The sequence below is a fragment of the Streptomyces sp. NPDC032745 genome (assembly GCF_055579465.1).
Genome location: NZ_JBVING010000019.1, coordinates 23,221 through 37,367, shown reverse-complemented (window position 1 = coordinate 37,367; position 14,147 = coordinate 23,221). Strand labels below are relative to the sequence as shown.

The 14,147-nt window shown below is 71.1% G+C and carries 11 protein-coding genes; 4 read left to right on the top strand and 7 right to left on the bottom strand.

Going from position 1 to position 14,147, the window contains the following annotated elements:
* Window positions 1-75 precede the first annotated feature (75 nt).
* From ACZ5WG_RS35650 to ACZ5WG_RS35635, 4 genes are all read right to left on the bottom strand, one after another.
* Complete coding sequence (locus tag ACZ5WG_RS35650) at window positions 76-1,539, bottom strand: NCS2 family permease (protein ID WP_365951420.1); 1,464 nt, start codon at window positions 1,537-1,539, stop codon at window positions 76-78.
* 354 nt (window positions 1,540-1,893) lie between these two features.
* Window positions 1,894-4,296 carry a xanthine dehydrogenase family protein molybdopterin-binding subunit gene (locus ACZ5WG_RS35645; protein WP_468728669.1) on the bottom strand — a complete coding sequence of 801 codons (2,403 nt, stop codon included), beginning with the start codon at window positions 4,294-4,296 and terminating at the stop codon, window positions 1,894-1,896.
* Window positions 4,297-4,298: 2 nt separating this feature from the next.
* Window positions 4,299-4,931: a (2Fe-2S)-binding protein gene (locus ACZ5WG_RS35640; protein WP_468728668.1), complete on the bottom strand. Its 633-nt coding sequence runs from the start codon at window positions 4,929-4,931 to the stop codon at window positions 4,299-4,301.
* Window positions 4,932-4,933: 2 nt separating this feature from the next.
* Window positions 4,934-5,827, bottom strand: a complete 894-nt coding sequence (locus ACZ5WG_RS35635) for an FAD binding domain-containing protein (protein WP_468728667.1) — start codon at window positions 5,825-5,827, stop codon at window positions 4,934-4,936.
* Window positions 5,828-6,082: 255 nt separating this feature from the next.
* Here ACZ5WG_RS35635 and ACZ5WG_RS35630 point away from each other — a divergent pair, with 255 nt between their 5' ends.
* Together ACZ5WG_RS35630 and ACZ5WG_RS35625 are read left to right on the top strand one after the other, a co-directional pair.
* Window positions 6,083-7,765 carry a PucR family transcriptional regulator gene (locus ACZ5WG_RS35630; protein ID WP_468728666.1) on the top strand — a complete coding sequence of 561 codons (1,683 nt, stop codon included), beginning with the start codon at window positions 6,083-6,085 and terminating at the stop codon, window positions 7,763-7,765.
* 154 nt (window positions 7,766-7,919) lie between these two features.
* A complete protein-coding gene (locus ACZ5WG_RS35625; protein WP_468728665.1) occupies window positions 7,920-8,696 on the top strand; it encodes a hypothetical protein in 777 nt (258 codons plus the stop codon).
* Window positions 8,697-8,744: 48 nt separating this feature from the next.
* On the opposite strand, the gene ACZ5WG_RS35620 is transcribed toward ACZ5WG_RS35625, so the two are convergent.
* Window positions 8,745-9,410: a GntR family transcriptional regulator gene (locus tag ACZ5WG_RS35620; protein ID WP_468728664.1), complete on the bottom strand. Its 666-nt coding sequence runs from the start codon at window positions 9,408-9,410 to the stop codon at window positions 8,745-8,747.
* Between the two features lie 139 nt (window positions 9,411-9,549).
* On the opposite strand from ACZ5WG_RS35620, the gene ACZ5WG_RS35615 reads away from it, so the two are divergent.
* Both ACZ5WG_RS35615 and ACZ5WG_RS35610 read left to right on the top strand, forming a co-directional pair.
* Window positions 9,550-10,401: a (2Fe-2S)-binding protein gene (locus ACZ5WG_RS35615; protein WP_468728663.1), complete on the top strand. Its 852-nt coding sequence runs from the start codon at window positions 9,550-9,552 to the stop codon at window positions 10,399-10,401.
* Between the two features lie 204 nt (window positions 10,402-10,605).
* Window positions 10,606-11,667, top strand: coding sequence for a DUF2637 domain-containing protein (locus tag ACZ5WG_RS35610; protein ID WP_468728662.1), 1,062 nt, complete (start codon window positions 10,606-10,608; stop codon window positions 11,665-11,667).
* A gap of 101 nt (window positions 11,668-11,768) precedes the next feature.
* On the opposite strand, the gene ACZ5WG_RS35605 is transcribed toward ACZ5WG_RS35610, so the two are convergent.
* On the bottom strand, window positions 11,769-12,095 hold the full coding sequence (locus ACZ5WG_RS35605) for an ATP-binding protein (protein ID WP_468728794.1): 327 nt from the start codon (window positions 12,093-12,095) through the stop codon (window positions 11,769-11,771).
* 253 nt (window positions 12,096-12,348) lie between these two features.
* Window positions 12,349-14,091, bottom strand: coding sequence for a pyruvate dehydrogenase (locus ACZ5WG_RS35600; RefSeq protein WP_468728661.1), 1,743 nt, complete (start codon window positions 14,089-14,091; stop codon window positions 12,349-12,351).
* Window positions 14,092-14,147 lie beyond the last annotated feature (56 nt).

Genomic DNA, 14,147 nt, shown 5'->3' with positions numbered 1-14,147 from the left:
GTGCGGCCTCCTCGGAGAGGTTCGGTTTCCAGTATCGGATGCGTGGAGGGTCAGGTCTTGATCACGGGCCCGGCCTTACTTCACACCGAGCCACGCCTCGATCGGGTGGAGGGCGAAGAAGACCAGGAAGACGCCGGTCAGGACCCACATGAAGGCGCCGATCTCGCGGGCCTTGCCCTGCGCGACCTTGATGGCCACGTAGGAGATGACACCGGCGGCGACGCCCGGGGTGATCGAGTACGTGAAGGGCATGACCACCACGGTCAGGAAGACCGGGATGGCGGTCGCGGTGTCGGCCCAGTCCACGTGGCGGGCGTTCTGCATCATCATCGCGCCGATGACGACCAGGGCCGCGGAGGCGACCTCACCCGGGACGATCTGCGTGATCGGGGTGAAGAAGAGGCAGGCGGCGAAGAAGAGGCCCGTGACGACGGAGGCGAGGCCCGTGCGGGCGCCCTCGCCGACGCCGGTGGCGGACTCGACGAACACGGTCTGGCCGGAGCCGCCGGTGAAGCCGCCGATGGCGCCGCCGGCACCGTCGATGAACAGCGCCTTGGACAGGCCCGGCATACGGCCCTTGTCGTCGGCGAGCTTGGCCTCGGTGCCGACGCCGATGATGGTGGCCATCGCGTCGAAGAAGCCGGCGAGCACCAGGGTGAAGACGATCATGCCGACCGTCATGACGCCGACGTCGCCCCAGCCGCCGAACTCGACCTGGCCGAAGAGCGAGAAGTCGGGCATCGAGACCGCGGAGCCGTCCAGGGTCGGCGGACCGTTGCGCCAGGCCTTCGCGTCGATGTCCGCGACGGCGTTGAGGATGGCGGCGAGCACGGTGCCGCCGACGATGCCGATCAGGATCGCGCCGGGGACCTTGCGGGCCTGCAGCATGAAGATGGTCAGCAGGGTGACGCAGAAGATCAGGACGGGCCAGCCGGCGAGCTCGCCGACCGAACCGAGCTGGACCGGGGGACCGAACTCGGAACCCTTGCCGACGAAGCCGGCCTTCACGAGGCCGATCAGGGCGACGAACATGCCGATGCCCATGGTGATCGCGTGCTTGAGCGCGAGCGGGATCGCGTTCATGATCATCTCTCGGAGGCCGGTGACGACCAGGAGACAGATCACGACGCCGTACATCACGCACATGCCCATGGCCTGCGGCCAGGTCATCTGCGGGGCGACCTGCGAGGAGAGCACGCCGGAGACGGAAAGGCCTGCGGCCAGGGCCAGCGGGACCTTGCCGACGAAGCCCATGAGGAGCGTGGTCAGGGCCGCCGCGAACGCGGTGGCGGTGATGAGCGCCTTCTGGCTCATGGTGTCTCCGGCGACGTCCTTGCCGGAGAGGATCAGCGGGTTGAGCAGGAGGATGTACGCCATGGCCATGAAGGTCGTGACTCCGCCACGAATCTCATTGCCGACGCTGGATCCTCTATGGGTGATGTGAAAGTACCGGTCGAGCCAAGAACGCCCGGCGGGGGTACGAGAGCCGTCGCCGGCCTCTTCCGCGGTGGTCTTGGGCTCCACAGACGACTGGGTCATGGTGCCTAACTCCCAAGGTTCAAAGGGGCACCCGCATGGAGATTGGAGACGCGGGATTTGGGAAATGCCGTTGGCTGCACGACCCGGGGTGACGGCCCGAGGCGACGCGAAATTCACTGCGTGTACTGCGGGTACTGCGGGGGTTCTGCGGTACTGGTGGCGGCTCCGGGGTGCCGGGGCCACCGGGTGTTCCGTGGGGGTACTGCCGGTGGAACGGACCGCGAGCGGTGCGGTTTCCCGTACTCCGGACTTCTTGCTCCGGGCGGTGTGGCTGGAAGTGTGACGTTCCCGGTGTCACACCGCCCGGAAATCTGTGGGGGTCCGGGGGCCTCGCGGCCCCCGGACCACGCCGTCCTAGAGGGTGCCGGTGAGGGCTTCCGGACGGATCGGCGTCTTGTTGAGCTCCAGACCGGTCGCCTGCCGGATCGCCGCGAGGACGGCCGGGGTGGACGAGAGGGTCGGGGCCTCGCCCATTCCGCGCAGGCCGTACGGCGCCTTCGGGTCGGCGAGCTCCAGGACGTCGACCGGGATGGTCGGGGTGTCGAGGATGGTCGGGATCAGGTAGTCCGTGAAGGAGGGGTTGCGCACCTTCGCGGTCTTCGGGTCCACGATGATCTCTTCCATGATCGCGACGCCCAGGCCCTGGGTGGTACCACCCTGGATCTGGCCGACCACGGAGAGCATGTTCAGCGCCTTGCCGACGTCCTGGGCGGTCGCCAGCTCGACGACCTTGACCAGGCCCAGCTCGGTGTCCACCTCGACGACCGCGCGGTGTGCGGCGAAGGTGTACTGGACGTGACCGTTGCCCTGGCCGGTGACCAGGTCGAACGGCACGGTCGGGTGGTGGCGGAACTCGAGTTCGAGGTCGATGGCCTCGTCCTCCAGGATCTCGGCGATGTCGCCGAGGACCTCTCCGCCGTCGGTGACGACCTTGCCGCCTTCGAGCAGCAGCTCGGCAGTGGCCCACGCCGGGTGGTACGAGCCCTTCTTGCGGCGGCCGATCTCCAGGAGCGCCTCGCGGACGGCCTCACAGGTGTTCTTCACCGCGCCACCGGTCATGTACGTCTGCCGCGAGGCGGACGTGGAACCGGCGGAGCCGACCTGGGTGTCGGCCGGGTGGATGGTCACCTGCGTGACGCCCAGCTCGGTACGGGCGATCTGCGTGTGGACGGTGATGCCGCCCTGGCCGACCTCCGCCATGGCCGTGTGGACCATCGCGACGGGCTCGCCGTTGATGACCTCCAGGCGCACGCGGGCGGTGGAGTAGTCGTCGAAGCCCTCGGAGAAGCCGACGTTCTTGATGCCGACCGCGTAGCCGACGCCGCGGACGACGCCCTCACCGTGGGTGGTGTTCGAGAGGCCACCGGGCAGCGCGCGGACGTCCGCGCCCTCGCCGGCGGTCTCCCACTGGCGCTCCGGCGGCAGCGGGCGGGCCTTGACCCTGCGCAGCAGCTCGGCGACGGGCGCCGGGGCGTCCACGACCTGGCCGGTGGGCATGACCGTGCCCATCTCCATGGCGTTCAGCTGGCGGAACTCGACCGGGTCCATGCCCAGCTTCGCCGCGAGCTTGTCCATCTGGGCCTCGTAGGCGAAGCAGGCCTGGACGGCGCCGAAGCCGCGCATCGCGCCGCAGGGCGGGTTGTTCGTGTAGAGCGCGATCGCCTCGATGTCCACGTCCTCCAGGACGTAGGGACCCACCGAGAGGGAGGAGGCGTTGCCCACGACCGCCGGGGAGGCGGACGCGTACGCGCCGCCGTCCAGGACGATCTTGCACTTCATGTGCGTGAGCTTGCCGTCCTTGGTGGCGCCGTGCTCGTAGTACAGCTTCGCCGGGTGACGGTGCACGTGGCCGAAGAAGGACTCGAACCGGTTGTAGACGATCTTGACCGGCTTGTTCGTGGCCAGGGCCAGGAGGCAGGCGTGGATCTGCATCGAGATGTCCTCGCGGCCACCGAAGGCACCGCCGACGCCGGAGAGCGTCATGCGGACCTTCTCCGGCGGCAGGCCCAGGACCGGGGCGATCTGCTGGAGGTCCGAGTGCAGCCACTGGGTCGCGACGTAAAGCTCGACGCCGCCGTCCTCGGACGGCACGGCCAGGCCGGACTCCGGGCCGAGGAAGGCCTGGTCCTGCATGCCGAAGGTGTACTCGCCCTCGACGATGACGTCGGCGCGCTTGCGGGCCTCTTCCACGTTGCCGCGGATGATCGGCTGGCGGTGCACGATGTTCGGGTGCGGGACGTGACCGATGTGGTGGTCGTCGCGGCCCTCGTGGATCAGCGGCGCGCCCTCGGCGAGGGCGGAGGCCTCGTCGGTGACGAGCGGCAGCTCGCGGTAGTCGATCTTGATCTTGGCGGCCGCGCGGCGGGCGGTCTCCGGGTGGTCGGCGGCCACGAGGGCGACCGGCTCACCGTGGTGACGTACCCGGCCGTTGGCGAGAACCGGGGTGTCCTGGATCTCGAGGCCGTAGTTCTTCATCTCGGCCGGCAGGTCGTCGTACGTCAGGACCGAGTACACGCCGGGCATGGCGAGCGCCTCGGAGATGTCGATGGAGACGATCTCGGCGTGGGCGACGGTGCTGCGCAGGGTCTGGCCCCAGAGCATGTCCTCGTGCCACATGTCCGAGGAGTACGCGAACTCACCGGTGACCTTGAGGGTGCCGTCCGGGCGCAGGATGGACTCGCCGATGCCGCCCTTGTTGTGCTTCTGGGTGACGTTCGTCGGCGTACCGGCGGGCACGGTGCGGGTGTTCTGAGCCATGGTCAGACCGCCTCTCCCTGACGGGCGGCCGCCAGGCGGACCGCGTCGAGGATCTTCTCGTAGCCCGTGCAGCGGCAGAGGTTGCCGGACAGGGCCTCACGGATGTCCTGGTCGGACGGGTCGGAGTTCTGCTCCAGGAGCGCGTCCGCCTGGACGAGCAGACCCGGGGTGCAGAAGCCGCACTGGACGGCGCCCGCGTCGATGAACGCCTGCTGGATGCCGGAGAGCTCGACGCCCTCACCGGTCTGGGAGTCACCGGCCCGCGGGCGGAGCCCGCTGTCGGACCCGTGCGCGGACCAGCGCTTGGCCTCGTCGGTGGTGACGCCCTTGCTGCCGCAGCCGCCGCCGGTGCCGCAGGCACCGCCGTGGCCGTGCTCCTCGCGCTGCTTGGCGAAGTCCGCAAGGCCCTCGACGGTCACGACGTCGCGGTCCTGGACCTGACCGGCCGCGACCAGGCAGGAACAGACCGGCACGCCGTCGAGGCGGACGGTGCAGGAACCGCACTCGCCCTGCTCACAGGCGTTCTTCGAACCGGGCAGGCCCAGGCGCTCGCGCAGGACGTAGAGGAGGGACTCGCCCTCCCAGACGTCGTCGGCTTCCTGCGGACGGCCGTTGACAGTGAAATTGACGCGCATGGTTACGCAGCCCCTTCGAGCGAGCGGCCGTTCGTGCCGCGGTACTGCTCCCACGTCCAGACGAGCTGACGGCGAGCCATGATGCCTACCGCGTGGCGGCGGTACTTCGCCGTGCCGCGGACGTCGTCGATCGGGTTGGCCGCGCCGGTGGCGAGCTCACCGAACTGCTTGGCGATCGACGGGGTGATGACCTTGCGGGACTCCCAGAAACCGCCCTCTTCGAGTGCGGCGTTCAGGAACTCCTCGGCAGCCTTCGCCCGGATCGGGGTCGGGGCGGCCGAGCCGATGCCCGTACGCACGGTGCGGGTCTCGGGGTGCAGTGCGAGGCCGAAGGCGCACACGGCGATGACCATCGCGTTGCGGGAGCCGACCTTGGAGTACTGCTGCGGGCCCGTGGCGTTCTTGATGTGGACCGTCTTGATGAGCTCGTCGGCGGCGAGCGCGTTGCGCTTGACGCCCGTGTAGAACTCGTCGATCGGGATCAGGCGGGAGCCGCGTACGGACTCGACCTCGACCTCGGCGCCGGCGGCGAGGAGGGCGGGGTGGGAGTCACCGGCGGGCGAGGCGCAACCGAGGTTGCCGCCGACACCGCCGCGGTTGCGGATCTGCGGGGACGCGACCGTGTGCGAGGCGAGCGCGAGTCCCGGCAGCGTGCCGCGCAGGTTCTCCATGATCTGGGTGTACGGGACGGAGGCGCCGAGCTTGGTGACCTCCTCGCCTACCTCCCACTCCCGCAGCAGCTCGATGCGGTTGAGGTCAAGGAGGTACTCCGGACGGCGGTGGTCGAAGTTGATCTCGACCATGATGTCGGTGCCACCCGCAATCGGCACAGCTGTGGGGTACTCGGCCTTAGCGGCGAGTGCCTCCTCCCAGCTGGCGGGGCGAAGGAAGTCCATGTGCGGCTCTCTTCTTCTTCATCGTGTCGTTCACTTCAAGCCAGGAGGCCCGAGGGGCCCTCGACTGGTCGTTCACGTGCTGTTAACGCGGTGTGGAGTCAGTACACAAGCCGCGCGTCCCCCCGGTGCAGTCACCGAAACCATGAAGGAGTTGGCTGGCGGCCTCCCTCGTCTTGTAGATTCGTATGAAAGGCAGGATGCAACGACCTGCCCGATTTCCAACGGCAACATTCGAGACAGATCGGCGGCGACACCATGCGGCTGCGCGCACTGCTGGAAACCGAGGCGCTGGGGCTGCGGCTGCTGGGCGGCGAGGACGAACTCGACCGGACGGTCCGCGGCGTCATGACGACCGACCTGAGGGATCCCAGCCGATACCTCACAGGGGGCGAACTCGTCCTCACTGGCCTGGCCTGGCGAAGAAATTCAGCCGACTCCGAGCCGTTCGTACGAATCCTGGCGAGCGCGGGCGTCGCGGGCCTCGCCGCGGGCGAGGCAGAGCTGGGGGACATCCCGGACGATCTCGTTTCAGCCTGTCGGCGCAACCGGCTGCCGTTGTTCGCTGTGAACGAAGACGTTGCATTCGCCACGATCACCGAGTACGTGGTGCGGCAGGTCTCGGGGGAGCGCGCGGGCGATCTCGCGGCCGTCGTGGACCGGCACCGCCGCCTGATGACCTCGGGCCCCGCGGGCGGTGGACCGGACGTGGTGCTCGATCTGCTCACCACCGACCTCGATCTGCGCGCCTGGGTGCTGTCCCCCACGGGCCGGCAGATCGCCGGAGCGGGAGAACCCCTGGCAGCAGGCGTCTGCGCGACGCTGGCCGGCGAGCACCTGGCGGCGGTCCGCACCGGGCGCAGGGGCCCGCACCGGATCTCCATCCAGGGTATTACCTACTCCCTGTTCCCGATCAGGGGAGCGGGGCGGGGCCCGGGCGGCCCCGGGGCCCGTGACGTGCGCGAGAGCGTGCTCTCGGACTGGCTGCTGGCCGTCGAGGCGGACGCGGGCGACTGGCCCGCCGAGCGGCTCGACCTGCTCCAGGGCGTGACCCAGCTGATCGCCGTCGAGCGGGACCGGCGCGACGCGGCCCGTACGGTGCGCCGCCGCCTGGCCCAGGAGGTGCTGGAGCTGGTCCAGACGGGCGCCGCGCCCGCCGAGATCGCCGCCCGCCTGCGGGTCGCGGCCCCGGTGCTGCTGCCCGGGCTGGGCACCGCCCCGCACTGGCAGGTCGTCGTGGCCCGGGTCGACTGGGAGGGCGGGGACATCCCCGGCGGCCCGGTGGCCCAGTCGCTGCTGGAGGAGATCCTGGTCGACCCGTCCGTCTCGGGCCCCGAGCCCTCGGACCGGATCGCGGTGGCCCATGCGGGTGACGAGGCCATCGCGCTCGTACCGCTGCCCGCGCTGCCCGCGGAACCCGGCGAGGAGAAGGGCGGCCCGGACAGCGCCCTGCACGCCGACGAGCTCCTCTCCGCCGTACGGGAGCCCCTGCAGGCGGGCCTCGCCGACGACGGCCGGCTCACCCTCGGCGTCAGCGCGGCCGTGCACTCCGCGGAGGGGCTGCGCGGGGCGCTGGAGGAGGCCCGGCACGCCCGCCGGGTCGCCGCGGCGCGCCCGGGCCGGGTCTGCGCGGCGGGCCACCACGAGCTGGCCTCGCACGTACTGCTGCTGCCGTTCGTCCCGGACGACGTGCGCCGCGCCTTCACGGCGCGCCTGCTGGACCCGCTGCGGGACTACGACCGCCGCCACCGCGCCGAGCTCATTCCGACGCTGGAGGCGTTCCTCGACTGCGACGGCTCGTGGACGCGGTGTGCGACGCGGCTGCACCTGCACGTCAACACGCTGCGCTACCGGGTCGGGCGAATCGAGCAGTTGACGGGGCGTGACCTGTCGCGGCTGGAGGACAAGCTCGACTTCTTCCTCGCACTGCGGATGAGCTGAGCAGATCCGGCCAGGGGCGGTACCGGGTGCCTGACGCGGCGTCCGGACTTTGTGAAAGAGTTCACCCGACCCCTTGGCCGAAGCCGTCGATCCGTGCTCTCATTTCGGCCCAGGGCTCGACGACGTGCTGCTTGGTTGCTTTGGGGAGGGCAATGTGGCGGATACCGCCATGTCCGGTGCCGGAACTACCGGGGGAGACGACCCCCTCCAGCGGGCGATATGGCGGCTGCGCTCGCGCGGCTGTTGGACCGACGCGGCGGCCCTGCTGACGCCGCACCTGCCCGACGCCGGCGCGGCCGTGCAGCGGACCGCGCTGCTGGTCGAGCGGTGCCTGTTCACCGGGCAGGGCTGGGCCGAGGCGGAGGACGCGCTGCGGATCGCGGAGGCGGTGGCCCGGGACGACGACGAGCGGGGCTCGGCGGCGTGCGAGCGCGGGCAACTGGCGTACGCGGCCACCGTGCTCGGGGTCCGCGACCGCTCGGACGAGGCCCGGTCGGCGCTGGGCCGGGCGGCGGCGCTGCTGTCCCCGGGGTCCCGGACGCGGCCCTTGCTGGACTTCCGGCGCGGCTTGGTCGCGGAACACCTGGCGGACGCCCCCCAGTCGGCCCGGCCCGCATACCGCCGCGCCCATGCCGGGGCCCTGGCCCACGGGGACACCCTGCTCCTGTCCTTCACCTGGCGGCACCTGGCGGCGCTGGCCCTGCGGGACGGGGAGGTGGCGGAGGCCCGCAAGGGCTTCGCGGAGTCCTTGCGCATCCGGGAGGAGCTGGGCTTCCTGATCGGCACGGCCCCGGCGCTGGCGGCCCTGGCCGAAGCCGAGCCGGAGCCGGAGGCCGCCCGCCTCCGCGCGGAGGCCCGCCGCCTGTTCCACCTCCTGGGCGGCATCCCCACCTGGCTGGCAGACCAGCTCCACCCGGCCCCGGCCACCTGACCCGGGCGGTCACGCCCGGCGGGGCCGGGACGGGTGCGGGGAGCCGGGTCAGGTGCCGGTGAAGTGGTTGCGGATCAGGGGTTCGATCAGGGGGAGGTCGCCTGCGATCAGGGCCTCCAGCAGGGCCGAGTGCTCCGCCGCGTCCGCGACGAGGTCCGCCCTGCGGACCCGCGGAGCGCCCGGCAGCGGCCACTGGGACCGGCGGTGGAGTTCCTCCGCGACCTGGACCAGCTGGTCGTTCCCGCCCAGGGAGAGGACCTCCCGGTGGAAGGCCCGGTCCGCATCCGCGTACCCCGGGAGGTCACCGGCCGCGGCGGCCTCGGCCGTGGCGGCCGCCGCCGGCCGCAGCGCCGACCAGGCCTCCGCCGGGACCGTACGGGCCAGCCGCAGCATCACCGGAACCTCCAGCAGCGCGCGGACCTCCGCCAGCTCCGCCAGGGCCCGCGGCGTACGCGACAGCACCCGGAAGCCCCGGTTCGGGAGGCATTCCACCGCCCCCTCCAGCGCCAGCTGCTGCATCGCCTCGCGCACCGGCGTCGCGGAGACTCCGAAGCGCTCCCCCAGGGCCGGCCCGGAGTAGATCTCCCCCGGCACCAGCTCCCCGTCGACGAGTGCGGCGCGCAGCGCGTCCAGCACCTGCCCGCGCACCGAATGGCGCAGCACCTTCTGTGTCGGGATCAGCGCCGTCACCCCGACGCGGGCCGCTTCGTGCACTCGGTCCTCCTCTGGGTTTCGACCTGGGCCCTCCGAGAATAGGTGAATCGGTTCGCCAAGTGCTGGTACGGGCCACCGAGATCAGCTAAGGTAAGGCTTACCTTTGTCTCTCGCGCTCGTGTGAATCGGTGGTTCCGCCATGCCCGACAGCTCCGTCTACGCCCCGCCCCTGCCCGGCTCTCCGGTGGCGGACGCGTACGCACGCCTGTCGCAGGTGTACGACAGGCTGCAGGTCGTCGAGCGCGCAGCGCACGAAGCTGCCCCTCGCGGTGTGGGGTGGGTCGGTGCGGACGCGCTCGCCGCGGGCGGAGCCGAGCTGGACGGGTACCTCGCCTGGGACGACGCCCAGGTGCTGCGGGACTACGGCCGCCAGGCCCGACCCGACGTCGTGGCCACCTTCGGCCTGCACCGGTACGCATGGCCCGCGTGCCTGCTGATCACGGCCCCCTGGTTCCTCCACCGGCGGGTGCCCCGGCTGTCGCCGCAGCACGTGGCCTTCCACCGGACCCAAGGGCGCATGAGCGTGCGCATCGAGTCCTTCGCCTGCCTGCCGGACGATCCGGCGGCCGCTCTCCCCGGGGCCCGTGTCGTGGCCGACGAGGAGGCGCTGCGCGGTGAGGTGCGGGCTGCGGTGGCCCAGCACCTCGAGCCCCTCCTGGACGGCTTCGGCCCGCGCACGCGGCGCGGCCGCCGCGCCCTGTGGGGCATGGTGACCGACGAGATCGTCTCGGGCGTCTGGCACCTGGGCAAGCTCGTGGGCGAGGAGCGCCGGGCCAGGGCCGAGCTGGAGGCGCTGCTGCCCGGCAGGACGGCCCCGTACACCGCCGGCGCGGCATTCCGCATGCTCTCCGGCCCGGACGGCGAACGGCTACCCACCCGCGACCGGGCCAGCTGCTGCCTCTTCTACACGATCCGGCCCGAGGACACCTGCACCACGTGCCCCCGCACCTGCGACGCGGATCGCATCGTCCGCCTCACGGCTGCCGCCTGACATCTGAACCCACTCGTCCGGCTGACCGTAATCGAACACAACCATGGCCGCGCGAGCGGCAGTTCGACCCACAACACCCTATCCGGCGGGCCCCACCCCCCGATGGCGTCCACTTGCCCCGAAACCCGCGTGCCGGGCCGATCTCCTGCGTCACCATGGCTCCCGGAAGGCCGCACACGCGAGGCAGAGGCAAGGGACATCCGCATGAGACTGACCGACATATCGCTGGACTGGCTGCTGCCCGGCAGCCTGCTGATCCTGGGCGTACTTGCGGCAGTTGCGGTACTGGCCCGGGGCAAGCGGGAGGGCGACAAGGCCGCGGCGGACGACACGTGGGAGCGCAGCGAAGAGCGGCGGCGGCGCAAGGAAGCCGTCTACGGAACCGCCTCCTACGTCCTGCTGTTCTGCTGCGCGGCGGTGGCCGCCGCGCTCTCCTTCCACGGACTGGTCGGATTCGGCCGGCAGAACCTGAACCTCTCCGGGGGCTGGGAGTACCTGGTCCCCTTCGGCCTCGACGGCGCCGCCATGTTCTGCTCGGTGCTCGCCGTCCGCGAGGCCAGCCACGGTGACGCGGCCCTCGGCTCCCGCATGCTGGTCTGGCTGTTCGCGGGCGCGGCCGCCTGGTTCAACTGGGTGCACGCGCCGCGCGGCATGGGCCACGACGGCGCCCCGCAGTTCTTCGCCGGGATGTCGCTCTCGGCGGCCGTCCTCTTCGACCGCGCCCTCAAGCAGACCCGCCGGGCAGCGCTGCGCGAACAGGGCCTGATTCCCCGGCCGTTGCCGCAGATCCGGATGGTCCGCTGGCTGCGGGCCCCCCGGGAGACCTTCGGCGCCTGGTCGCTCATGCTGCTGGAGGGGGTGCGCACCCTCGACGAGGCCGTCGACGAGGTGCGCGAGGACAAGCGCGAGCGGGAGCAGGACCGCCACCGCAGGCGCGACCAGAACCGGCTGGACCGGGCCCGCATCAAGGCCCTGGGCCGGCAGAACCGGGCGTTCGGGCGATCCCGCGCCCGCCAGGTCGACGTGCCGGGGCTGGCCCCCGGGTCGGGCTCCGCGCCGGTCGGCGCGGAGCCGGCCATAGCGGAAACCGGACAGCTGCCCGCCCCACGCCGCCGGCCCTCCCTGCAGGCCGTGCACCGGACCGAGGTCGCTGAGGTGACCGGCGCCCGGACGGTGGACCTCACCGCCGAGGACGACACCCAGACCATTCCCCGCCTCGACTCGCTCGAGCGCAAGCTCAAGGACCTGGAGCAGCAGTTCGGCTGACGGCTGCACCGCGCCCCGGACCTCGGAGGGCCCGCCGGTCAGGCGGGCCCTCCGCCGTACGTCCCGCCGTACGTCCCGCCGTACGCCGCGCCGTATCGTCCCTACGCCCCGCCGTACATCCCGAGGGCGCCGTCCAGCTCGAACCACACCACCTTGCCGCCGGCCTGCACCGGCGTGTCCACGCCCCAGGCGTCGGCGAGGGCCTGCACCAGCACCAGTCCCCGGCCGTGCGTACCGTCGTCGGCGGTCGGTACGTACGGCCGGGGCCGGCGCGAGGCGTAGTCCCGGACCTCCACCCTCAGCCGGTCCGCGGCGAGCCGCGCGGACACCTCTGCGCCCTGGTCGGTGTGGACGAGGGCATTGGTGACGAGCTCGGTGATCAGCAGCTCCGCCACCTCCGCGGTGTCGGCCGGGCACCGGTGGCGCATCAGCTCCCGTAACGCCCGGCGCACTTCGCCCACGGCCTTGAGATCCGCCCGGCGTACGCTTCGGCTGATCTCCAGCGCGTCCACCGCTCCCCCGTCCTCGACGGACGGTTCGCGCGGTACGGGCCGCCCTCTTCTCCACTGCTTCCCGGTCTTCGCCCCCACCCGCACGGCGATGTACCTCCCCCGTGTCCCATGGATCTCGAACTGGTCTACGGGATGCATGCCCGCCGGGGCAATCCGCACTCCTGCGGGCTTAGGGGCGAGGCACGTTGCGCAGGTTGGATCGAGCCATCTGGATCATCCTTCCCACGCCACCGTCCAACACGATCTTGCTGGCGGAAAGTGCGAAACCGGTCACCATCTCGGCGCTGATCCTGGGTGGAATGGACAAGGCGTTGGGATCGGTCACCACGTCCACCAAGGCGGGTCCCTTGTGCCGGAACGCGTCCTTCAGAGCCCCGGTGAGCTGCTTGGGCTTCTCCACCCGGACCCCGAAGGCGCCCGCCGCGCGCGCGATCGCCGCGAAATCCGGGTTGTGATTGGTCGTTCCGTACGAGGGCAGGCCGGAAACCAGCATCTCCAACTCGACCATGCCGAGCGATGAGTTGTTGAAGAGGACCACTTTGACGGGCAGGTCGTACTGCACCAGGGTGAGGAAATCTCCCATCAGCATCGAGAAACCGCCGTCGCCCGACATCGACACCACTTGACGGCCGCGGTCCGTGAACTGTGCGCCGATGGCCTGCGGGAGGGCATTGGCCATGGAGCCGTGGCTGAAGGAACCGATGATGCGCCGCTTGCCGTTCGGGGAAAGATAGCGTGCCGCCCACACGTTGCACATGCCCGTGTCGACGGTGAACACCGCGTCGTCGTCGGCGAGTTCGTCGAGCACCGCGGCCACGTACTCGGGGTGGATCGGGGTGTGCTTCTCCACCTTGCGCGTGTACGCCCTGACCACGCCCTCCAGGGCGTCCGCATGCTTCTTCAGCATCCGGTCCAGGAAGCGGCGGTCCGTCTTGGCCTTCACCCGGGCGTTCAGGGCGCGCAGGGTCTCCCGTACGTCTCCCCAGACGCCGAGGTCCAACTGCGAGCGCCGGCCGAGGTGTTCGGGGCGGATGTCCACCTGGACGATCTTCACGTCGTCGGGCAGGAAGGCGTTGTACGGAAAGTCCGTGCCGAGCAGGATCAGCAGGTCGCACTCGTGCGTGGCCTCGTAGGCGGCGCCGTAGCCGAGCAGCCCGCTCATGCCGACGTCGTACGGGTTGTCGTACTGGATCCACTCCTTGCCGCGCAGGGCGTGCCCGACGGGCGCCTTGACCCGGCCCGCGAACTCCATGACCTCGGGGTGCGCCCCGGCGGTGCCGCTGCCGCAGAACAGCGTGATCTTCTCGGCCTCGTCGATCAGCCGGACCAGCTTCTCGATCTCCCCGTCGCCGGGACGTACGGTCGGCCGCGCGGTCACGAGCGCGTGCTCGATGCTCTTGTCCGGGGCCGGGAGGGAGGCGATGTCGCCGGGCAGCGAGATCACGCCGACGCCGCTGCGGCCGATGGCGTGCTGGATGGCGGTCTGGAGCACCCGGGGCATCTGCTGCGGGTTGGAGATCAGCTCGCTGTAGTGGCTGCACTCGGTGAACAGCCGGTCGGGGTGGGTCTCCTGGAAATAACCGAGGCCGATCTCGCCGGAGGGGATGTGGGAGGCGAGCGCGAGCACCGGAGCCATCGAGCGGTGGGCGTCGTAGAGGCCGTTGATCAGGTGCAGGTTGCCGGGGCCGCAGGAGCCGGCGCAGGCGGCGAGCCGGCCGGTGATCTGTGCCTCGGCCCCGGCGGCGAAGGCGGCCGTCTCCTCGTGGCGGACCTGGATCCACTCGATGCCGCCCGTACGCCGGATGGCGTCGACGACGGGGTTCAGGCTGTCGCCGACGACTCCGTACATCCGGCGCACGCCGGCGCGTACGAGGATGTCGATGAACTGCTCGGCCACGTTCTGCTTGCCCATGGAGGGGCGCCCCTTCCGTTGCCTGCCAGGTGCGCCTTCCATCCATGCACGTTCCG

Coding starts and splice junctions, on each gene's coding strand:
- ACZ5WG_RS35650 (WP_365951420.1), bottom strand. CDS start 1,539: ATGACCCAGTCGTCTGTGGAGCCCAAGACCACCGCGGAAGAGGCCGGC.
- ACZ5WG_RS35635 (WP_468728667.1), bottom strand. CDS start 5,827: ATGGACTTCCTTCGCCCCGCCAGCTGGGAGGAGGCACTCGCCGCTAAG.
- ACZ5WG_RS35645 (WP_468728669.1), bottom strand. CDS start 4,296: ATGGCTCAGAACACCCGCACCGTGCCCGCCGGTACGCCGACGAACGTC.
- ACZ5WG_RS35610 (WP_468728662.1), top strand. CDS start 10,606: ATGAGACTGACCGACATATCGCTGGACTGGCTGCTGCCCGGCAGCCTG.
- ACZ5WG_RS35600 (WP_468728661.1), bottom strand. CDS start 14,091: ATGGGCAAGCAGAACGTGGCCGAGCAGTTCATCGACATCCTCGTACGC.
- ACZ5WG_RS35605 (WP_468728794.1), bottom strand. CDS start 12,095: ATGCGCCACCGGTGCCCGGCCGACACCGCGGAGGTGGCGGAGCTGCTG.
- ACZ5WG_RS35640 (WP_468728668.1), bottom strand. CDS start 4,931: ATGCGCGTCAATTTCACTGTCAACGGCCGTCCGCAGGAAGCCGACGAC.
- ACZ5WG_RS35630 (WP_468728666.1), top strand. CDS start 6,083: ATGCGGCTGCGCGCACTGCTGGAAACCGAGGCGCTGGGGCTGCGGCTG.
- ACZ5WG_RS35615 (WP_468728663.1), top strand. CDS start 9,550: ATGCCCGACAGCTCCGTCTACGCCCCGCCCCTGCCCGGCTCTCCGGTG.